18 protein-coding genes and 1 pseudogene are annotated in these 20188 nt (G+C 70.0%); 12 read left to right on the top strand and 7 right to left on the bottom strand.

Annotated elements, in window-relative coordinates:
* Positions 1-39: 39 nt before the first annotated feature.
* From C5H89_RS07290 to C5H89_RS07300, 3 genes are all read right to left on the bottom strand, one after another.
* Positions 40-3468, bottom strand: a complete 3429-nt coding sequence (locus tag C5H89_RS07290; RefSeq protein WP_162799277.1) for an FUSC family protein — start codon at positions 3466-3468, stop codon at positions 40-42.
* Between the two features lie 117 nt (positions 3469-3585).
* Positions 3586-3963: a CrcB family protein gene (locus C5H89_RS07295; RefSeq protein WP_104106372.1), complete on the bottom strand. Its 378-nt coding sequence runs from the start codon at positions 3961-3963 to the stop codon at positions 3586-3588.
* Positions 3960-4415: a CrcB family protein gene (locus tag C5H89_RS07300; protein WP_205304914.1), complete on the bottom strand. Its 456-nt coding sequence runs from the start codon at positions 4413-4415 to the stop codon at positions 3960-3962. Before C5H89_RS07300 ends, C5H89_RS07295 begins: the two co-directional genes overlap by 4 nt.
* A 298-nt stretch (positions 4416-4713) precedes the next feature.
* Here C5H89_RS07300 and C5H89_RS07305 point away from each other — a divergent pair, with 298 nt between their 5' ends.
* The 11 genes and pseudogenes from C5H89_RS07305 (at position 4714) to C5H89_RS07355 (ending at position 14756) form a co-directional block, all read left to right on the top strand.
* Entirely contained in the window at positions 4714-5019 is a 306-nt protein-coding gene (locus C5H89_RS07305; protein WP_104106373.1) for an urease subunit gamma, read from the top strand.
* Complete coding sequence (locus C5H89_RS07310; RefSeq protein ID WP_162799278.1) at positions 5016-5879, top strand: cobalamin biosynthesis protein CbiX; 864 nt, start codon at positions 5016-5018, stop codon at positions 5877-5879. Before C5H89_RS07305 ends, C5H89_RS07310 begins: the two co-directional genes overlap by 4 nt.
* Positions 5880-5915: 36 nt before the next feature.
* Positions 5916-6221 (top strand): annotated as a pseudogene (ureB, locus tag C5H89_RS07315) (urease subunit beta); the annotation flags it as partial.
* 134 nt (positions 6222-6355) lie between these two features.
* Positions 6356-8080 carry an urease subunit alpha gene (gene ureC / locus C5H89_RS07320; RefSeq protein WP_104106376.1) on the top strand — a complete coding sequence of 575 codons (1725 nt, stop codon included), beginning with the start codon at positions 6356-6358 and terminating at the stop codon, positions 8078-8080.
* On the top strand, positions 8077-8772 hold the full coding sequence (locus tag C5H89_RS07325) for an urease accessory UreF family protein (RefSeq protein WP_205304915.1): 696 nt from the start codon (positions 8077-8079) through the stop codon (positions 8770-8772). Before ureC ends, C5H89_RS07325 begins: the two co-directional genes overlap by 4 nt.
* 79 nt (positions 8773-8851) lie before the next feature.
* On the top strand, positions 8852-9487 hold the full coding sequence (gene ureG / locus C5H89_RS07330; protein WP_104106378.1) for an urease accessory protein UreG: 636 nt from the start codon (positions 8852-8854) through the stop codon (positions 9485-9487).
* Entirely contained in the window at positions 9484-10467 is a 984-nt protein-coding gene (locus C5H89_RS07335; RefSeq protein ID WP_104106379.1) for an urease accessory protein UreD, read from the top strand. Before ureG ends, C5H89_RS07335 begins: the two co-directional genes overlap by 4 nt.
* A gap of 37 nt (positions 10468-10504) precedes the next feature.
* On the top strand, positions 10505-11437 hold the full coding sequence (locus C5H89_RS07340) for an urea transporter (RefSeq protein ID WP_104106380.1): 933 nt from the start codon (positions 10505-10507) through the stop codon (positions 11435-11437).
* Complete coding sequence (locus C5H89_RS07345; RefSeq protein ID WP_104106381.1) at positions 11434-12339, top strand: ATP-grasp domain-containing protein; 906 nt, start codon at positions 11434-11436, stop codon at positions 12337-12339. Before C5H89_RS07340 ends, C5H89_RS07345 begins: the two co-directional genes overlap by 4 nt.
* A 3-nt stretch (positions 12340-12342) precedes the next feature.
* Positions 12343-13626, top strand: a complete 1284-nt coding sequence (locus C5H89_RS07350) for a glycosyltransferase family 2 protein (RefSeq protein ID WP_104106382.1) — start codon at positions 12343-12345, stop codon at positions 13624-13626.
* A complete protein-coding gene (locus tag C5H89_RS07355) occupies positions 13623-14756 on the top strand; it encodes a hypothetical protein (RefSeq protein WP_205304916.1) in 1134 nt (377 codons plus the stop codon). The genes C5H89_RS07350 and C5H89_RS07355 overlap by 4 nt, the downstream gene beginning before the upstream one ends.
* Here C5H89_RS07355 and C5H89_RS07360 read toward each other — a convergent pair.
* A complete protein-coding gene (locus C5H89_RS07360; protein ID WP_104106383.1) occupies positions 14751-16493 on the bottom strand; it encodes an ATP-binding protein in 1743 nt (580 codons plus the stop codon). The genes C5H89_RS07355 and C5H89_RS07360 overlap by 6 nt on opposite strands.
* Positions 16486-17574 carry a PIG-L family deacetylase gene (locus C5H89_RS07365; protein WP_104106384.1) on the bottom strand — a complete coding sequence of 363 codons (1089 nt, stop codon included), beginning with the start codon at positions 17572-17574 and terminating at the stop codon, positions 16486-16488. Before C5H89_RS07365 ends, C5H89_RS07360 begins: the two co-directional genes overlap by 8 nt.
* A gap of 155 nt (positions 17575-17729) precedes the next feature.
* On the opposite strand from C5H89_RS07365, the gene C5H89_RS07370 reads away from it, so the two are divergent.
* A complete protein-coding gene (locus C5H89_RS07370) occupies positions 17730-18176 on the top strand; it encodes an Hsp20/alpha crystallin family protein (RefSeq protein WP_205304917.1) in 447 nt (148 codons plus the stop codon).
* 80 nt (positions 18177-18256) lie between these two features.
* On the opposite strand, the gene arcC is transcribed toward C5H89_RS07370, so the two are convergent.
* Both arcC and argF read right to left on the bottom strand, forming a co-directional pair.
* Positions 18257-19183, bottom strand: a complete 927-nt coding sequence (gene arcC / locus C5H89_RS07375; protein ID WP_104106385.1) for a carbamate kinase — start codon at positions 19181-19183, stop codon at positions 18257-18259.
* A gap of 1 nt (position 19184) precedes the next feature.
* Positions 19185-20186 carry an ornithine carbamoyltransferase gene (gene argF, locus C5H89_RS07380; RefSeq protein ID WP_104106386.1) on the bottom strand — a complete coding sequence of 334 codons (1002 nt, stop codon included), beginning with the start codon at positions 20184-20186 and terminating at the stop codon, positions 19185-19187.
* Positions 20187-20188 lie beyond the last annotated feature (2 nt).

A 20188-nucleotide genomic window follows, 5' to 3' on the forward strand; every position in this document is an offset into this window, starting at 1 on the left:
TCGGGGCCTGGCCAGATGGCCGGGTCCCGAACCATTTCCTCAGCTCCGTCTCGACGATCGTCGCTCGTCGTCGCTGGTGTCTGGCGAGACGTAGCTCAGCAGCGCCAGCACGGTGCGATCGATGTGGTCCACCCGCTCCAGGATGTCGACGACGCCGGGGGAGGTGTCCTCGCCGCCGAGCTCCAGGTCGTCGTCCTCGACCTCGCCCGGCACCCGTCCGGAGACGGCCGCGAACAGCGTCGCCAGGTGCTGGTCCAGCCTGCGGCGCAGTCCCTCCCAGTCAGGGCCAGTGGTGTCCAGCCCGTCCTCCACAGCCCGTTGCACGGCGGCGGCCAGCCGCCGAGCGGAGTAGGTCAGAGACCACACAGCCGTCAGCTGCGACTCGATGCCACCGTCCTCCAGGGTCCCGGTGGTGCGCCTGAGCGGTGCCGAGGCCGCGGTGATCGCCCGGACCTCGCCGTCCAGGGCCAGCAGTCCCTGCTGCAGGGCTCCGGGCGAGATCTCCTCACGACCTGAGAGTCGCTCCAGGCTGCCGGCCACGACGACTTGGACGTCCTTCACCAGGGTCCCCATCTCCTGGTCGAGCTTGCTGCGGGTGCGGGTGGGAAGGAGCTTCCACGCGACCAGCAGTGCGATCAACGCACCGAGCAGGGTCTCCAGGATCCGGATCTCCAGGGCCAGGGTGGTCAGCCGCCCGAGGAACTCGTAGATGCCGGCGAAGATCAACGTCGTCCAGAACGTGGAGATGCCGTTGGCGACCGGACGGTAGTAGACCGAGCCGAAGACCGCCACGGCCAGGACCGGAAGCATCACTTCGGGCGGCGCGTCCGTGGCGATGGCGACCCCGAACCCGACGGCGGCTCCGGCGACCGTGCCAAGGATGCGCTTGACCCCGTTGACGAAGGTCTCACCGTCCGTGGTGCCGAGGACCTGGAAGGCCGCCAGTGAGGCCCAGTACTGGTGGGTGCCGGAGATGGCTGAGCCCACGGCGAGCGCCAGCGCGGTCGAGACGGCGGCCTGCACGGCGCGGCGTTCGGGTGGCCGCACCCGTCTGGTCTCCGGGGTGGCACCGGAGCCATCCCCGGTGGCACCCGCTGCGGACGCGGCCGAAGGGACGGGCATGGACAGGCCCCGCAGTGCCTCCTCGTCCTCCGGGCCGTAGGAGTCCAGAGGCCGGAGTGCTCCGTGGTCGGCATCCCAGTCCAGCAGCACGGTCGCGATCTGGTGGAAGTCGTCGATGGCGCGGAGCAGCCGCCGGGCGACGCGCGGCCAGTGCTCGGGGGCGGGCGCGGCGTCCCAATCCGGGATCGGCGTCGGTGGGCTGGCGCTCCGCTGGTCGGCCGGGGACGCCTGGGCGGCCTGGCCGGAGAGCGCGAGCTGGAGGTGCGAGCGAAGCAGCTCCAGACGCCCTGCGAGTCGACCTCGCAGCTCCAGCGGCAGTGCCGTGCCAGTGACGTCGCGGACCGCGTCCTTGAGAGTGACCGTGGCCAGCTCTGCGTCGAAGACTCGCAACCGCAGGCCGCCGCCGTGCGCCGGATCCAGGCCCGTGGCCTCCACCTCACCGGCAAGCTGGCCAGCGACGAAGGCCGCTGCTCGGTGCACCCGACGCGTGTCGAGCGCGACTTTCCTTCGTGTCTCGGGGTCCCAGCGAGCCCAGGAGACCGCGTCGACGAGGGTGTCCACGGTGGCGACCATCTCGTCGGCCAGGGAGTGGATGCCGATGCGCAGCTGGTGGTCGTGGCGGTCCGGGAGCAGCACGTAGCTGCACACGAAGGCCCAGGCCATGCCGACCAGGGCCGCGGCGGCGAACCAGGGGACGTCGCTCAGGTCGAGCCGCAGGAGCAGTGCGAAGTAGTAGGCCATGAACGTGACCCGGCCCAGGGCTCCCCACCGGGCGCCGAACCGGCTGGCCCCGACGCCGATGCACGCCACCAGCACCAGCAGTGCGTCACCGGCCAGGGCGGAACCGGACACCAGGGCGCCCAGGAGCACCACCGCACCCACGGGGAGGACCATCATGACGCTGGTGAGCTTGCGGTCGTGGAGCGTCCGGTCGACGGCGATCCCGGCTGCGAGCATGGCCACGAAACCGCCGAAGATCGCCGGTGGGACTGCCTGTTCCCCGAGCGCGTCGAAGACCAGGTGGAGCGACACGAAGGCCGCCGACGCGGCCAGCACCGCCCTGCCTGCGGTGCGAGCGCGCGCGTGCCCCGGATCGACAGCGCCCGATCGTCCTAGCACCAGACGCGTCCAGTCGCGCGGACTCGCGGCAGTGGGGTGCGCGGATCGCTCCGTCCAGCGGGCCGCTTCGGGGACCTCCTCCACGCTCTCCAGGACCACGGCGTCCCGTTCCCCCAGCATGGAGACGGGACCGGCGGCGACGATCACCGGCTGGTAGTCGAGGTCGGCGCTGACCGCGAGGGTGACCTGCTGGGCGCGATACGCGAAGGGCAGCCAGGCGGTGTAGCGCTGGTAGGCGTCCTCGACATCGGCCAGCGGGTCGACCCCGGCGAGTCCCTGGATCGCGTGCTCGAGCTCGATGAAGGCACGGACCCAGCCATCGGGCCGGTCCACGCGGCCGCCGCTCAGGTGTGCCACGAAGGAGTCTCGCGAGACGACCTCCGGAACATCGACGTCAGACCAGCGCACCCGGCTCTGCAGGTAGTCGGCGAACTCCAGGAACTGGAAGGTCAAGGGAGCAAGAGCCGGCTGGGTGGCGCCCGGATGGTCCGAGGGCAGCCCCCACCGGAGAGCGCTCAGTGTCCCGCCCATCATCCGCAGGGCGTAGGGGAGGGCGAACTGGTCACGGCCGCTCTGGAAGTAGTAGGCCGAGTGGTGCAGGCGCAGGCCGTCCGTGTAGGCGGCGAACGCATCGGCGATGCCGTCGAGGTGCCCGTCGAGCCCGTTCACCTGCCCGTCCCTGAACCACGGGGTCAGGCTCGCCAGCGCCGTGCCGGCCCCGCGTTCGGCTGCGGAGAACTGACGGCACAGTGCGTTGAGGTTCCCCACGACGTCGTAGACGCCGAGCAGGAAGGTCAGGATCAGGGAGAGGAGGAGAACACCGGTCAGGGACTCCACGATGCTGAGGAACCGCAGCGCGTCGGTCTCAGCGGTGAGGGCCGAGCCGCCCACGGTCGCCAGCTGTGCGGCACTGAAGTACGTGGCGTCGAAGAAGTCGAGGCCTGCGCCTCGTCCCGAGACCGAGAACGAGGACCGCGACATCTGGGCGAAGTAGAGGAGTGCGTATCCGAGGATGGTGCCTAGAAGCCAGACCAGCACCACGACCACGATCTGCAGACCCGTGACCTGGCGAAGCCCCACGGGACGCCATCTCCGAGGCAGGCGCCGCGTCACGTTGCGCAGCAGGCGCCACTGCACCGTGGACACCCGGCTGGCCAGGAACCCCGCCTCGTCGTAGTTCAAGGCGGTCAGGAAGACATCGAGCAGGGTGGCGCCGAGAACAATCACGCCTAATGCCAACCACACGGTCTCCAAGGCCCGTCTCCCTCATTTAGCAACTGCAATGCGGCTCGCATTCGACAAAAGCGCAGGAAATAGCGCCTGAGGCCTCACACAACGAAGGGCCTAAGCATCAACTCCCCAGGAATAGCCCAGGTATGCCAGTGCCACAGAGGCGGCCAGCACACCGAATGCGTAGAGGGCCGCAACCGCGTAGTGCCTCGCGCGGACGAGGTCCACCGTCTCGTAGCTCGCGGTGCTGAAGGTGGTGTACCCGCCGAGGAAGCCGGTGCCGAGCACGGCGCTGACCGCAGTCGAGGCAAGGTCGCCGGCCACCAGACCGGTGATGCCTCCCAGGACCAGGGACCCCGACATGTTGATCAGTGCTGTCGGCCAGGGGAACAGGGTCTTGATCCTGGAGCGGATGGCCCCGTCCACGACGTACCGCACTCCCGCGCCGACGCCGCCGGCCAGGACCAGAAGGGTGAACAGACCGGGGCTCACGACGTCGCTCCGTCTCCGGGTGTCCGTGAGCGAGTCGCGGCGCTCGCCACCACGATGCCGAGGAAGGTGGCTCCCGCGCCCAGCACCACGGTGCCCAGGCAGTACAGGGCTCCGACTCCGACCCTGGAGTCGTCGAGGAGCACTGCTGTGTCGGTGGCGAGCGAGCTGTAGGTGGTCAACCCCCCGCAGAAGCCCGTGCCGAGGACCAGCTTCAGGTGACTCGTGGTGCGCGGGTCTGGCTTGGTGCGGGAGAGGGCCTCGTAGAGCAGGCCAAGCACGAAAGCGCCGATCAGGTTGACCAGTGGGATCACCACGGGGACGTCATCGAGGTCGGGCACGGCCAAGGAGAGCCCCTCGCGGGCTGCGACGCCGAAGAGTCCACCTGCCACGACCAGTGCGATCGATGCGACGTGCAGGTAGCTGGGCACGTGGTGGTCCTCGGCTGCACTCATGACTGTGACCGTATGGCGGGCGGCAAGCCGCCCACCAGAGCCTCTGGGCTCCGTCAGGGGTCGAAAGGTCCCGGTCCAAGTGGGTCACAAGACCCTGTTGAATTCGCCGCTAATCGTTTATCAAGGGACAATTCAGACATTGCCACGAATTGTCTCAACATCCCCGCTGCGCGCTTCAACAAGTTCGCGGTAGTGAATACCAAAGGGTTGCGACAATCGATGTCATGAGTATGGTGGAGATACGACCCGGCCTCGTCGCCGGGAGTTCATGCCGAGAGTTCCAGAAAGGCCCCAAATTATGGATCTCACTCCTCGAGAGATAGAGAAGCTCTACATCTACCAAGTTGCCGAAATCGCCAGAAGGCGTCGAGATCGAGGCACCAAGCTGAACGTCTCGGAGGCTCAGGCGCTGATCAGCGAGGCCATTCTCGAGGGCGCGCGCGACGGCAAGTCGGTCGCGGAGTGCATGGAGCTGGGCAAGCACGTCGTCGCTGTGGGGGACTGCATGGACGGCGTGCGGCAGCGCCTGTCGCTCCTGCAGGTGGAGGCGACCTTCCCGGACGGGAGCAAGCTGGTGTCGTGTCATGACCCAGTGGCGGCATGACACGTTCGTCTGCGTCGTCCGGCCCGCCCTCCCTGGTGTTGGTCACCGGGCACGAGGGCGGTGAGTCTCGGGACCTCCCGGGCCTCGCCGCGGTCGTGCCGGCCCGCGTCGTCGTCTCGACCCGTCGGTCCCTGCACCACCAGGTCACCAGCCTGCTCGACGCCACCGACGGGGTGGTGGCGGTGCTCCCGATGACCTGGGGGCGTGACCCGGTGCTGGTCGCCGAGAGCGCCAAGTCGCTGCACTGGCTTGCCACCACGGTCGAACCAGGACGCCTGCTGCTGTGCGATGCCTTCGGCACCCCCGACCACCTGGTCGCCCACCTTCGCCGCGCGGTACGCGAGACGTCGGTGAGCCGTCCCGAGGCGGGCGTGGTGGTGGCCGCCCCCGCGGGCAACCCGTTCGACGACGCCGAGCTGCACCGCCTGGCCCACCTGGTCCGGGCCCATGGCGCCGGCACGCAGGTCGAGGTGGCCTGCACGGGCGAGGGGGGCGACGCGGGGGAGGCCTTGCGCCGATGTCGTCTGCTCGGCCTGCAGGAGGTCGTGGTGGTTCCGGCGGGATTCGACCGCTGGCCCGGGTCTGATGCGCCCGGAGTGACGTCCTACGGACCGCTCCTTTCCGCACAGGCAGCCGGCCGCGTCTTCGCGCAGCGGTTGTCGCAGGCCCGGCACCGGGCCGAGCACGGGGACGACGGCATCGCTGAAGGCCTGTCGGCCGACCACGGCCACGGGTACGCGCACTCGCACGACGTGGGCGGCGCGCCGAGCGCGCCCACGCACGCCCATCACCACCCACACGCTCACGCACCCGGGCATCCGCATCCGCACCCGCCCGCGCCTGCGTCTGCACCCCGATGACCCGCCCAGCACCCAAGCCCCTCTGGAGGTAGCACGATGCTAGGAAGCCCGAAGTACGACCACCACGATGCCGACATCGAGATCAACGCCGGACGAGCCACCGTCACGTTGAGCGTGACCAACACCGGCGACCGGGGCATCCAGATCGGCTCCCACTTCCACTTCTTCGAGGTGAACCGAGCCCTCCTCTTCGAGCGCGAGCTCGCCTACGGGATGCATCTGGACATCCCCGCCGGCACCGGCGTCCGGATCGAGCCGGGGGACACCCGTGAGGTGAACCTCACCGCGTACGCCGGGACCCGCCGGGTGATCGGTTTCAACAACCTTGTGGACGGCGGGCTGGACGCGCCGCACACCCGGACCCGTGCCATGACCCGGATGGTCGAGCGCGGCTTCCAGAACGGCAAGCCCACCCAGGGCGACGGCAAGGCTTCGCGGAGCGGCAGCGCGAGCAAGACTCAGAAGGGGAACAGCTGATGGCCATCATCTCCCGCAGGCAGTACACCGACCTGTTCGGCCCGACCGTCGGGGACAAGGTGCAGCTGGCCGACTCCAACCTGGTCATCGAGATCGAGAAGGACTTCAACGAGGGCAACTACGGCGACGAGGTCGTCTACGGCGGCGGCAAGACCGCCCGTGACGGAATGGCTGCGGACCCGGAGTCCTCAGGTGCCCGGGGAGGCCTGGACCTGGTGATCACCAACGCCATCGTCCTGGATCCGGTCCTGGGGGTGCTCAAGGGCGACATCGGGGTCAAGGACGGGAAGATCGTCGGGATCGGGAAGGCGGGGAACCCGCACCTGCAGCGGAACGTCGACCCGCGGCTCGTGGTCGGGCCGGGCACCGAGCTGCTCGCCGGCGAGCACCTCATCGCCACCGCCGGAGGCTTCGACAGCCACGTCCACTACATCTCTCCCCAGCAGGCCTATGCCGCGCTCTCCAACGGCATCACCACGCTCTTCGGGGGAGGGACCGGTCCCACCGACGGCACCAACGGTGTCACCACCACGCCGGGGGCCTGGTACATCCAGCGGCTGCTCGAGGCGGCCGAGGACGTTCCGGTCAACATGGGCTTCCACGGCAAGGGCAACGGGTCCCTTCCCGGGCCCCTCATCGAGCAGATCGAGGCCGGGGCTTCCTCTCTCAAGGTCCACGAGGACTACGGCACCACCCCGGCTGCCCTCAGCTGTGCCCTGACGGTCGCGGACGACTACGACATCCAGATCTCGGTGCACACCGACAGCCTCAACGAGGCCGGCTACGTGGAGGACACGATGTCGGCCATCGACGGCCGGACGATCCACACCTACCACACCGAGGGCGCCGGAGGCGGTCACGCACCGGACATCATGAAGGCGGCCGGCTACCCGAACGTCCTGCCGTCCTCGACCAACCCGACGTTGCCCTACACCGTCAACTCGGTGGACGAGCTCCTCGACATGGTCATGGTCTGCCACCACCTCTCCCACGACGTGCCCGAGGACGTCTCGTTCGCGGACTCCCGGGTGCGCGCCGAGACGATCTCGGCGGAGACGGTCCTGCACGACGAGGGCGTGCTGTCCATGGTCTCCTCAGACTCCCAGGCGATGGGCCGGATCGGCGAGAGCTTCATGCGGGCGTTCCAGATCGCCCACCACTGCAAGGACAAGCGCGGAAAGCTGCCCGAGGACGCGGAGGGCAACGACAACTTCCGAGTCCTCCGCTACCTCGCGAAGGTCACCATCAACCCGGCCATCACCCAAGGGGTCTCGGACTACGTCGGGTCCCTGGAGGACGGGAAGATCGCCGACATCGTGCTCTGGCCGGTGGGGTCGTTCGGAGCCAAGCCCAAGATGGTCATCAAGGGCGGCGTCATCAACTGGGCGTTGATGGGGGACCCGAACGCCTCGCTGCCCACGCCGCAGCCGGTCTTCTACCGGCCGATGTTCGGGATGTACGGCCGAGCCCTGCAGAGCACCCGGGTGACCTTCATGTCGCAGGCGGCCATCGACAGGGGAGTCCCGGAGAAGCTCGGTCTGGAGAGCCAGGTGCTGCCCGTCAAGCGATGCCGCAGCATCGGCAAGGCGCACATGGTGCTCAACGACCGTGCGCCCAAGATCGACGTCGACCCGGAGACCTACAAGGTCACCTTCGACGGGCAGCCGGCGCACATCGAGCCGGCGGAGAGCCTGCCCATGACCCAGCTGTTCTTCCTCACGTGAGCGTGTCCACCAGCACCAGCCTGCTGGCGAGCCTGCAGCTCTCCGACTCGGCGTTCCCCAGCGGCTTCTACACGATGTCGCACAGCCTCGAGGGCTTCGCCCAGCTCGGCCGGGTCGACCGTGAAGGGCTCGGTGACCTGCTGCACGGTCTGCTGCTGCACTCGGTGGGACCCGGGGATGCGACGGCGCTGGCCCGGGCGCACGAGGCGGTCCGGGCCGGAGACTGGTCGCAGGTCACCCTGGTGGACCAAATGCTGTTCGCCGCCAAGCTGAACAGCGAGATGCGCAAGGCCTCGGTCCGCAGCGGCCACCAGCTCACGGACGTCACCCGGGAGGCGTTCGGCGGCGAGCAGCTCCAGGAGTGGGCTCGGCGGGTGGCAGCCAAGGAGACGCCGGGCTGCCAGCCGGTGGCCGCGGCAGTGGCCTACGCGGCAGCCGGGGTGGCCGCGGAACAGGCGGTTGTCTCGGACATGTCGGCCTTCGCCGTCAGCTTCCTCGGCGCTGCCCTGCGGCTGCGCCTCACCGACCACAGGCACCTGCAGGTGCTCCTCCACGCCGCGGCGCCGGTCATCGCGGACGCGGCACGTGCGGCGATCGAGCGACCCTTGAGCGACCTCGGCGGCTTCGTGCCGATGGCGGACGTGATGTCAGCGCAGCACGAGCGGGCGCCCGCCCGGCTGTTCGCGAGCTGAGGCCCGTGGCCCCAGCGCCGGGCCACCGGGGCGGCGAACCAGAAGAGAACGTCCAGACACGAGCACACGAGGGGTTGGCATGACGGAGAACGTCCTGAGGATCGGCATCGGCGGCCCGGTGGGGTCCGGCAAGACCGCGCTCACGGAGGCGCTGGTGCCCAGGCTCATCGCGGCAGGCCGTGAGCCGGCTGTGATCACCAACGACATCTACACCCAGGAGGACGCCCAGCACGTGCGTCGGGAGCTGGCCGGGGTGCTCGACCCGGAGCGGGTGGTGGGGGTGGAGACGGGAGCCTGTCCGCACACCGCTGTGCGGGACGACCCGACCATGAACCTCGCTGCGGGAGCCGAGATGCTGGAGAGGTTCCCCGAGGTCGACACGCTGCTCTACGAGTCGGGAGGCGACAACCTCACCCTGACCTTCTCGCCCATCCTGGCCGACGTCTTCGTCTTCGTGCTGGACACCGCCGAGGGGGAGAAGATGCCCCGCAAGCGGGGCCCGGGGATCACCGAGTCCGACATCCTGGTGATCAACAAGGTCGACATCGCCCAGTACGTGCGCACCGATCTCGACGTCATGGAGTCCGACGCCCACCGGGTCCGCGACGGGAAGCCGGTCATCCTGACGAACTCCCTGACCGGACTGGGCGTCGACCAGCTCCAAGCACAGATCCTGTCGATCTGGAACGAGCGCATGGGTGCCCTGCTGACATGAGCGCGGTCGCGACGTCCCTGCAGGCTGTCGATCACCAGTACGGCGGTCCCCGGCTGTCGCCCGACCACTACGAACCCGGTTGGGTGCCGCCCGACGTGGCGCGGCACAACGGGGTCCCCGACACCCTGCCGACCGGCAGCCCCGGGAAGATCGGACTGCTGGAGCTGGAGTTCGGCCGACGCGGGGACGGCACGGAGCTGGTGGGGCACTACCAGAAGTCGCCGTTGCAGATCATGCGTCCGCTCTACTACGACCCGCTGCGCCCCGACATGCCCTACACCTACTTGATGTCGACCGGCGCGGGGATCATGCAGGGCGACCGTCTGCGCAGCGACCTCACGTTCGGCGAGGGGACCTCGTCCTACGTGACCACCTCGGCCTACACCAAGGTGCTCAAGATGGAGCACGACTACGCGGTGGCCCAGATGAATCTCGACCTGCGGGCCGGGGCCTACGTGGAGTACCTGCCCGATCCGCTGATCGCCTTCGGCCAGTCCCGGCTGTACCAGCGCACCCGGGTGGAGCTGGCCGAGTCCGCCACGCTGATCGCGGGGGAGACGGTGGTGGCTGGCAGGCTCGGTCGGGGCGAGCGGCACCAGTACACCATCCTGGCGAGCGACTTCGAGGTCCGTCGTCCATCCGGCCAGATCCTCGCCCTGGACCGGGTGCGGATCTCTCCCAGCGCCGGCGACACGGGGGGACTGGCGGTCATGGGTGACCGGGACGTGCTGTCGATGCTCTACGTCCTGACGCCCGACGCGCCCGCGCAGGAGCTCAACGACCTCCTGCACTCGGTCCTGGTGCCGGAGTTCGGCGCCTCGGTGGACATCGGGGTCAGCGCTCTCCCCGCCGATGCCGGGGTCTGGGTGCGCATGGTGGGTGACGACGTCATGGGTGTCAGCCGCGCCAACACCGCCGCGTGGCGAGCTCTCCGGCGGCGGCTGACAGGGACCGAGGCTCCGCTCATCCGGAAGTCCTGACCGACCGGGGCTCGAGGGCCTCGACCTAGGAGACGACATGAATGCGTCGAAGACGTCACCCGATCTTTCCGCCGACCTCCGCGCCATGACCTGGCGTTCGCTGTGTCATGGCGTCTCCCAGATCTTCTTCCAGGCGAACCCGTGGACGGGCCTCCTCATCCTCGCGGCCTTCGCGGTGGGGGACCTGAGGATGGCGATCCTGGCGGCCGTGGGGACCATCCTCTCGACGCTCGCCGGGTGCCTGATGCGGGTCCCCACCGAGGGGGTGGCGCTGGGCATGCAGGGCTTCAACGGGTGCCTGGTCGGCGCTGCGGTGTACGCAGCGCTGGGTGGGCAGGCTTGGTCATATGTGCTCACGGTGGTCGGGGCGCTGCTCTGCGCGCCCGTGACGGTGTTCTTCGGGTGGCTGCTGGCGCTGCCCGCGCTCAAGGGCTTTAACCTGCCCTCCACCACCGCGCCGTTCTGCACCGTCGCGTCCATCCTCTACGCGGTGTCCTGGGACCTGCACGTGGCGGGCTCGACCAAGCACGTCACCGACGGCGCCGGCGATGCCCTCGCCCGTTCCTTCCTCTCCAACGTCTCCGAGGTGGTGCTGGTCAACAGCGCACTGGGCGGTCTGCTGATCCTGATCGGCCTGTTCATCGCGTCGTGGCGCGTGGGCCTGGCGGCCGTGATGGGCAGCGCCATCGGGAGCCTCTGCGCGCTCGCCCTGGGCGAGACCACGACCACGATCGAGGAAGGACTGGCCGGATACTCCGGTGTGCTCACCGCCATCGCGCTGGCGGTGGTCTTCCACCACAGCAGCATCGCCTCCTGGTGCTATGCGGCCGTCGGGACGGTGATCACCGCCGTCGTCACCCTGCTGATGAACGACGCCACCTCGTTCCCGCACTACACCTGGCCCTACATCCTCACCACCTGGGTGCTGCTGGTCGTCGGTGCGCGCATCCCGGCTCTCCGTCGGACGTGACCCGGGACCGCGGGACCCGCACCCTGCTGGTCACCGGCGCCGCCGGACCCGCTGGTCGCAGCCTGGGCGTCCAGCTCGCCGCCCGATCGGCGCGCTCGCCGCTCCGGGTGATGGGCGTGGACCTGGCCCCCAGGGAGGTGCTGGGCATCGACTCCATGGAGGCCGTGCCGGCGGCCCAGGACGCCGCGTACGAACGGACCCTGCTGGAGCTGGTCTCCCGTTACGACCCGGACCTCATCATCCCGACCGTCTCCGAGGAGCTGCCGGCGCTGGCCGTGCTGGGAGAAGCGGTGGGACTGGGTCGGCGGCTGGTGCTCTCGGACGCGGCCCCGACGGCGATCGCGGCCGACAAGCTCCTCACCATGTGGGCGCTGGACCACCGGGGCGTCCCCGTGCCGCAGCACGCGGGAGTCGAGGAGCTCGCCACCGCGGCCGAGGCGCTCTCCTGGGCGGGAGGGCCAGTGGTGGTGAAGCCCCGTCGTGGGCGGGGAGGTCGCGGCGTGCACGTGCTGGAGGATCCCGACGACCCGACGTGGGGCCAGCTGAGTGCCGGGTGGGTGGTCCAGGTCTTCGCACCTGGCGTCGAGTACAGCCCGCAGGTCTACCGCTCGCCCGCCACCGGTCGGTGCGTCGTGGTGGTGCTGGAGAAGAGCGGGCGCAAGCAGGGCCGGGTGGGCAACGCCACGGGAGTGACGCGCCTGCCCCAGGACGCGGCCCGGGACGTGGCCGAGCTGGCTGCGCACGTCGTGCAGGCGCTCGACCTGGTCGGCCCCGTCGACATGGACGTACGCCGGCTCGACGACGGCACGCCGGTGGTCCTGGAGGTCAACAGCAGGTTCGGCGCGGTCTCCGCCGACGCCCCCGAGCTGCTGGACGCCGTCCTCCACGAGTGGCCCGAGTGACCCGTGACGTCGATCGCGGGGGCGCTGCTCTTCCTCCTGACCCTGCCCCTGCTGCTCATCGGTGCGACCCGCCTCGCCTTCGTCCCTTTCGCCCTGACGTTCGTGCTGCGTGAGCGGCGCCACCAGCGCGACCAGGCGGGGGCCGAGCCGGTCTTCGCGGAGCCGCCCTTCGTGAGCGTCGTGGTCCCGGCGTTCCAGGAGGCGAAGGTGATCGACAACTGCGTGCGCTCGGTGCTGCGCAGCGACTATCCCCGACTGGAGGTGATCTGCGTCGACGACGGCTCCGCAGACGGCACCTACCAGCGGATGCAGGATCTGGCCGCCGCCCACCCGCAGGTGCGGGCCGTGCGCCAGGACAACGCGGGCAAGGGGGCTGCCCTCAACACCGGGATCGCCCAGGCCCGCGGTGACGTCCTGGTCCTGGTCGATGCCGACGGCGTCTTCCGGTCCGACACCGTCACGCGGCTGCTGTGCGGTTTCCGCACCCCGCGGGTGGGTGCGGTCTGCGGCAACGACCGTCCGGTCAACCTGGATCATGTGCTGACGCGGCTGCTCGCCCTGATCAGCCACCTCGGCACGGGGCTCATGCGGCGGGCGCTCCACGTGCTCGGCTGCCTGCCCGTGGTCTCGGGCAACATCGGCGCGTTCCGCCGCGAGGTCCTGGACCGCACCGGTCCACTGCGCACCGACACCCTGGGCGAGGACTTGGAGCTGACCTGGCGGTTGCACCTGGCGGGCTACCAGGTCGCGTTCGCTCCCGACGCGCTGGTCTACGCCGAGTCGCCGTCGACCCTGTCAGGCCTGTGGCGGCAGCGGGTGCGGTGGGCTCGCGGACTGCTGCAGGCGACCGCTCTGCACTGGGGGGCGGTCGGCAGGCTCCGCTACGGGACGTTCGGGTTGTACCTGCTGTTCAACACCGCCTCGCAGGTGGTGGCACCCTTCATCCAGATCGCGGCAATCCTCAGCCTGGCGGGACTGGTGGCGACCGAGGGGCCGGCCGCCCTCCCCGGGACCCTGATGGGCTGGATCCTGCTGCTGGGGCTGCCACTGTCGCTGGGCCTGCTCCTGTTCGCCAACTGGCTGGACGGCTCGCTGCGGGACCTGCGCTACCTGTGGACCGTCGTACTGTGGCCCTTCTACTCCACGTTGATGACCCTGGTCATGCTGGAGGCGGTCCGACTGGAGCTCGCGAACGCGGAGAACCGATGGAACAAGCTGGAGCGAACTGGGACGGTGTCCGTCCGCGGCCTCCTGGACGAAGACGACCGTGGCTCCTCGTCATCGTGATCCCGCTCGCGGCAGCGCTCATCGGCGCTGCCCTCATCGTCCGTCCCTGGGAGGATGAGGTGCTGCCCACGATGCGTCCGAGCCAGAGGCCTGAGCTGGTGCGCTCGCTCAGCGTCGACTTCGCCACCATCACCGATCCGGACACCGAATGGGGTGAGGTCGACGACCGGTTCGACTCCGTGGGTGCCACGGCCGCCGAGCTCAGTGCCGGTCGGGTCGAGTTCACCGCCTTCGACTGGGCCGAGCACCCTGAGGACGCGGCGGAGCCAGGGACCGATCACCTGGCCAAGGCCGCCAGAGCTCTGGTGCAGACCGCGGAAGGGGAGCCGAGGCAGGTGGGGCTCATCGTGGACGCCTACGTGCCGGAGTGGATCAAGGAGGACCCGTCCATCGCGGGTGTCTCGGCTGACGGACGCAGGTCGGCGTACCAGGCTTCCGCCACCCAGCTGACCACGGGAGCAGTGGGACGGCGCCTGGTCGACTACGTGGCAGCACTGGGGGAGCGGTACGACCCGGCCTCGATCGAGATCACCGAGCTCTTCCTGTCGAGCTCGTTCGGGGATGACGACCTCGAGCTCTTCGAGGAGATGACCGGGCAGACCGGTTGGCCCCGCACCGCCACCGGAGAGCTGGACCCGGATGCGCCCAGTGTCGCCGCCTGGCGCTCGGCGGTGGTCTCCGGGGTGCTCCAGCGGATGCGGACTGCCCTGGACAGGGTGCGCGACGGCGACGGTGCGGCGATCGAGCTCGGCATGGACGTCCGGGTGAACTGGGGGGACCCGGCCGCGGGCGTCCCGGCCAGCGGCCACGGCTACCGCTCGCTGCTGCGGGCCGCCGACCTGCTCGTGGTCTGGGCCTATCTTTACCAGGACAGACCTCCCAGCGCCGTACGGCGCCTGACCTCCGGGCTCATCGCCGGCGGCCTCGACATCTCGCGGTTCGCCGTCTCGGTGGGACTGTGGGCCGACGGACCGAACGACGGCCCCCGCGAGGCCATCACCCCGGCCCGGATGGCCGCCGCCGTCCGGGCGGCCGGAACGAACGGGGTCACCAACGTCAACGTGACCCCGTACTCGTTGATGGCCGAGGAGCACTGGAAGGCCCTGGCCCGGGTGTGGCAGGGGTCATGAGGGCGCGCCCGACTGCACCCCGGCGGGCTGCAGATCGGGGATGACCGCCTCGACCACGGTGCCGCGGCCCGGCTCGGAGTCGATGGTCAGGACCCCTCCGTGCTCCTCGATGATCGCGTGCACCAGGGAGAGACCGAGGCCGATGCCCTGGACCCGACGGCGGCGGGTGTCCCGGGTGCGGTAGAACCGCTCGGTGATCCGACCGAGCTCGTCCCGCTCGATGCCTGTTCCCTGGTCCGCCACCCGGATCCGGGCCTGCCGCGCTCCGTTCGCGGCCTCCTCCTGCACCGTGGTGATCTCGACCCGGCCGCCGCTGCGGCTGTACTTGACGGCGTTGCTGAGCAGGTTGTCCACCACCTGCCCGAGTCGCTGTGGGTCGGAGATCAGCCTCACGACAGGGTCTCCGGCGACCTCGACACGCACGCCCAGGTCCCGGGCCGCCGGCTGCTGGGTCTCGACCGCTGCTCGCACCACGTCGGTCACCTCCACCTCGGTGGCCGTCATCGGTGCGCCGAAGACGAGCTGTGCGCTGGTCAGCAGGTCGTCGACCAGCGAGCGCAGCCGCTCGGTGTTGCGCACGAGGACGTCGAGATAGCCCAGCTGCTCCTCGTCCAGCGCACCGGACTCCAGGCGCAGCAGGTCCAGGTATCCCAGGATCGAGGCCAGAGGGGTGCGGAACTCGTGACTCACCAGGCTGATGAACTCGTCCTGGCGGCGCTCGTGCTCCCAGACCTCGGTCACGTCGGTGACCACGAAGAGATATCCCGCCGGGAGCTCGGGATCGGCACCCTCGAGCGCGGGGCGCGGCGTCACGACGTACGCCAGGTGCTGGACGGAGCCGTCGGCCCGGCTACGCCGAAGCTCACCGGAATGCGAGCCTCCGGTTGCCGCCTCTCCCACCTCCGCTGCCAGCAGCTGTTGGGCGGTCCCGGCGGGCTCCTGCGCGTCGGTGCCCTCGACGGGCAGGAGCGCGGTGATCGCACTGCCCACCAGCTCGTCCTCGGCGCGCGCGAACATGCGCTCGGCCCCGGCGCTCACCATCCGCACCACGCCGTCCAGGTCGGTGCCGATGATCGCCTGCTCGGTGGCTGCCCGCATGACGCTGCGCAGCGCGTCCCGCGAGGCTCGGAGCTGACCCACCCGGGCGGCCACCTCGTCCCGCGCCTGCCGGAGCTCCTCTGCCTGCTGGCGGGTGATCCCGAGGATGCCGTGGGCCCGCACTGCCACCGCGGCGATGATCGGGAGCGTCACGACGACGTGCAGCAGCGGGTGGACGCGCCCGATGTCGAACACCACGGGCGCGAGCAGCACCATCGCGGAGACGAAGAGGGCGATGCCGAGCCCCCACGGGCCAGGCTCCAGGGCGAGCGTGACCACCGGCATGAAGAGCAGCACGTCCAGGCTCACCAGGTCGATGCCCGCCCCGAGGTCCATCAGCGCGACAGCAAGCATCTGCACCACGGGCACGGCATAGCGCCACGCCGGTGCCAGGTCCGTCCAGTCGGCGCGGCTGGCCACGGCCTGGACTCCGAGCACCAGGGCTGCGGCGGTGGCGAGCATGGTGCGACTGGCGGGCTCGATGGTGACCCAGAGAATCAGGGCCGAGGCCAGGACCGACACGGTGACCGGCACCTGGCGAAGACCCACCGCCTCCGGGGCGAACCAGCGTGCGGCGAGATCGCGCCCCAGGCGCTGGGCCCAAGCGCGCGCCTGCTCGAGCGGCTCGGCGTCAGTCACCGCGATCGACCAGGTCTGCGTGCCCGGCTCCTGCCTCGGTCCGAGCCGCCTGAGGAGTGACTCCCCTCGCTGCGGCTTCCGTCAGGTTCTCGGTGGCGCGGACGGTCTCCAGGGGCTCCACCTCATGAGCCGGGCTGAACCTCGCCCAGTACCTCGCGGTCGCCCGGACCACGTCCGGCTGCATGTACTCCCGGTGCGACTGGGAGGCGAAGGCGGCCAGCATCCGCAGCTTGATGTCGACGAAGCCGTCCACCGCCACGAACCGGTTCGGGGCGAAGTCCACCGTCGAGGACGGGCTCTGGAAGCACCACAGGCTGGGGACCTGCCGGGCGGCGATCTGCACCGCCTCGTGGACAGCCCGGTGGTCCTGGTGACGGTCGTGCGCGCCGTGGGTGTAGATGCGGTCGGGGTGGGTCTCGGCGATCGCCTCCTCGATCGCGGTGATCACCCCCGATGCAGGGTCGAGCATGGTGTCGGGGAAGTCGAGGTGCACCAGCCGAGCGCCCACCACCGCCGCGGCCTGCGCGGCCTCGCCGCGCCTGCTGTCGGTGTTCCCACCGACCGCACCGCCGGAGAGGGTGAGGATGACGAGCTCGTCCCCGGCGGCGGCGTGCACCGCCAGCGTGGCCCCGACGCCGATCTCCACGTCGTCCGGGTGCGCGCCGACGGCCAGCACCCGCTGACGCGAGGCCTGCCGCCCGTCCCTGGTCCGCTGGGCCAGCTCGGTGGCCCGCTCCACGACCTGCGAGGCGGTGACCGGCTTCACCAGGAACTCGTCCGCGGACTCCCGCAGCGCCTCCACGGCGTGGCTGAAGGTGGGGTAGGCGGTGATGATCATGACGCTGAGCGCGGGATCGATGGCGCGTACCTCCGGCAGGATCTGCAGTCCGGAGCGGCCCGGGAGAGCGATGTCGCTGACCAGCAGGTCGTAGCTGCGACTCCTCAGTGCCGCCAACGCCTCGTCTGCGGTCCCCGCCAGGTCGACCACCATGCCGCCGTACCGCTCGAGGGCGATGCGGTCGAACTCGGCCGCGTCTCGGTCGTCCTCCAGCACCAGGGCGCGGAACGGCTCCTCGCTCATCGTCCGGCCTCCCTGTGCCACGGTCCGAATCGGCCGGCCTCGCCAACCCGGTGCCATCTGACCGGACCGGCTAGGGACCTTGTCCTCTGGGACCTGCGCCGGAGCGCGGGCTTGGCTGGGCAGCGACCAAGGAAACCCACGAGAGGACTCCCACGATGACCAAGCAGATCCAGCCCGACACCCAGTCCGTGTTTACGGAGCTGATGAACTGGGTGGGCTCGCCGCACCTCGAGCCGCAGGTCAAGGTCGAGGAGTGGGTGGACGGTGATCGTCGAGTGATCCGGGCCGACCTGCCCGGGATCGACCCCGAGCGGGACGTCGAGCTGTCCCTGGACGGCAGCACGCTGCACCTTCGTGGCCAGCGGCGCTCCGAGAAGCACGACCACCACCGCACGGAGATCCGGTACGGCAGCTTCGCCCGCGCGCTGACGTTGCCCCCCGGCACCCGGGTGGAGGACATCAAGGCCGAGTACGACAACGGTGTCCTCACCGTCTCCGTGCCGGTGGGCAGCGGCTCGGGCACGACGACCATCCCGATCACCCGAGGCGGGGCCGACCAGTCCGGAAGCGACCAGTCCGGAAGCGACCACGCCGGGAGCTGAGCGCGCCGTCGGCGCGCGGCTCGCTGTACGTGCGGAGGTCACGCCGCCGCGGCGTGACCTCCGGGGACTCGCAGGTCGCGTCACTGTCCGTCGTACAGACCGGTGGCGGTGACGATCGTCCCGGCCGTGCCGGCCAGGATCGCCACCGCCTCGTCCAGGCTGCCGATCGCGGCGACTCCGCCGGTGACCTCCACGAACCGGCTGACCGCCTCCACCTTGGGCCCCATGGAGCCGGCAGCGAACCCGAGCGCACGCAGTGCCGGCGGCGTGGTGCGGCGCAACGGTGTCTGGTCGGGCGTCCCCCAGTGCTGCATGACGGCGGGGACGTCGGTCAGGACCAGCAGCGCGTCGGCGTCCAGGGCCTCTGCCAGCACCGCGCTCGCGAGGTCCTTGTCGACCACCGCCTCCACGCCGCGCAGCTCGCCCTGCTCGTCGCGCACCACCGGGACCCCGCCGCCCCCAGCGCAGATCACCACCGCACCGCTCTCCAGGAGCAGCCGGATCAGCCGCGTCTCGACGATGCGCTGGGGCCGGGGCGAGCCGACGACGCGCCGCCACGTGTCGCCGTCCCGAGCCATGTCCCAGCCCCGGGACTGGCTCAGCTTGTGGGCGGTCTCCTCGTCGTAGGTCTCGCCCACGAACTTCGTGGGGTTCTCGAACGCGGGGTCCCCAGCCTCCACCAGCGTCTGGTTGATGATCGCGGCCACCGGCTTCAGGGTCAGCTCGTTCTGCAGCGCCTGCAGCAGCCAGTACCCGATCATCCCCTGCGTCTGTGCTCCGAGGACGTCGAAGGGGTACGGCGTGCTCAGGCGCGGGTCGGAGGCGCTCTGCAGCGCCAGCACGCCGACCTGCGGACCGTTGCCGTGGGTGATCACCAGCTCGTGCTCCTTGGTCAGCGGAGCCAGGGAGGCGACGGCGCGGCGCACGTTGGCCTGCTGGACATCGGCGTCCGGACGCTGCCCGCGCTGGAGCAGGGCGTTGCCACCGAGGGCCACCACGATCCGCATCTCAACCGCCCAGCGTGGCCACGAGGACCGCCTTGATGGTGTGCATCCGGTTCTCCGCCTGGTCGAAGACGATGGAGCTGCGCGACTCGAACACCTCGTCGGTGACCTCGAGGGCGTCCATGCCGGTGCGTTGGAACAGCTCCTCGCCGACCTTGGTGTGACGGTCGTGGAAGCCGGGCAGGCAGTGCATGAACTTGACCTGCGGGTTCCCGGTGGCCTCGAGGACGCCCATCGTGACCTGGTAGTCGCGCAGCAGGGCGATGCGCTCGTCCCAGACCTCGGGCGGCTCGCCCATCGAGACCCAGACGTCGGTGTAGATGAAGTCGGCGCCGGCAACCCCCTCGGTGACGTCCTCGGTCTGGGTGACCCGGGCGCCGGTCTGCTCGGCGACGGTGGCGGCCTGCGCGACGATGTCCTCGGCGTTCCACAGTGCTGAGGGAGCGACCATCCGCACGTCCATCCCCATCATCGCGCCCGTGACGAGCAGGGAGTTGCCCATGTTGTTGCGGGCATCGCCGAGGTAGGCGAACGTGATGTCGCGGTCCTGCTTGGCGCAGTGCTCGCGCATGGTGAGCATGTCGCAGAGCATCTGGGTCGGGTGCCAGTCGTCGGTCAGCCCGTTCCACACCGGCACCCCGGCGTACTTGGCCAGGGTCTCGACGTTGTCCTGGCTGGCCCCGCGGTACTCGATGCCGTCAAACATCCGGCCCAGCACCCGGGCGGTGTCCTCCATCGACTCCTTGTGGCCGATCTGCGACCCGGAGGGGTCGAGGTAGGTGACCTGGGCGCCCTGGTCGTGGGCGGCCACCTCGAAGGCGCAGCGGGTGCGGGTCGAGGTCTTCTCGAAGATCAGGGCGATGTTCTTCCGGATCAGCCGGGGCTGCTCGGAGCCGGCGTACTTCGCCTGCTTGAGCTCGGCGGCGAGGTCCAGGAGGAACGACCATTCCTTGGGGGTGAAGTCGAGCTCCTTGATGAAGTTGCGGTGTCTCAGGTTGAAGGCCACGG

The sequence above is a fragment of the Nocardioides sp. 616 genome (assembly GCF_002930065.1).
Lineage (GTDB): Bacteria > Actinomycetota > Actinomycetes > Propionibacteriales > Nocardioidaceae > Nocardioides > Nocardioides houyundeii.

What these genes read in the sequence shown, in the direction of transcription:
- C5H89_RS07370 (WP_205304917.1), top strand. Translation starts at nt 17,730, where the DNA reads ATGACCAAGCAGATCCAGCCCGACACCCAGTCCGTGTTTACGGAGCTG.
- ureG (WP_104106378.1), top strand. Translation starts at nt 8,852, where the DNA reads ATGACGGAGAACGTCCTGAGGATCGGCATCGGCGGCCCGGTGGGGTCC.
- C5H89_RS07300 (WP_205304914.1), bottom strand. Translation starts at nt 4,415, where the DNA reads ATGAGTGCAGCCGAGGACCACCACGTGCCCAGCTACCTGCACGTCGCA.
- C5H89_RS07340 (WP_104106380.1), top strand. Translation starts at nt 10,505, where the DNA reads ATGAATGCGTCGAAGACGTCACCCGATCTTTCCGCCGACCTCCGCGCC.
- C5H89_RS07310 (WP_162799278.1), top strand. Translation starts at nt 5,016, where the DNA reads ATGACACGTTCGTCTGCGTCGTCCGGCCCGCCCTCCCTGGTGTTGGTC.
- ureC (WP_104106376.1), top strand. Translation starts at nt 6,356, where the DNA reads ATGGCCATCATCTCCCGCAGGCAGTACACCGACCTGTTCGGCCCGACC.
- C5H89_RS07335 (WP_104106379.1), top strand. Translation starts at nt 9,484, where the DNA reads ATGAGCGCGGTCGCGACGTCCCTGCAGGCTGTCGATCACCAGTACGGC.
- arcC (WP_104106385.1), bottom strand. Translation starts at nt 19,183, where the DNA reads ATGCGGATCGTGGTGGCCCTCGGTGGCAACGCCCTGCTCCAGCGCGGG.
- C5H89_RS07305 (WP_104106373.1), top strand. Translation starts at nt 4,714, where the DNA reads ATGGATCTCACTCCTCGAGAGATAGAGAAGCTCTACATCTACCAAGTT.
- C5H89_RS07365 (WP_104106384.1), bottom strand. Translation starts at nt 17,574, where the DNA reads ATGAGCGAGGAGCCGTTCCGCGCCCTGGTGCTGGAGGACGACCGAGAC.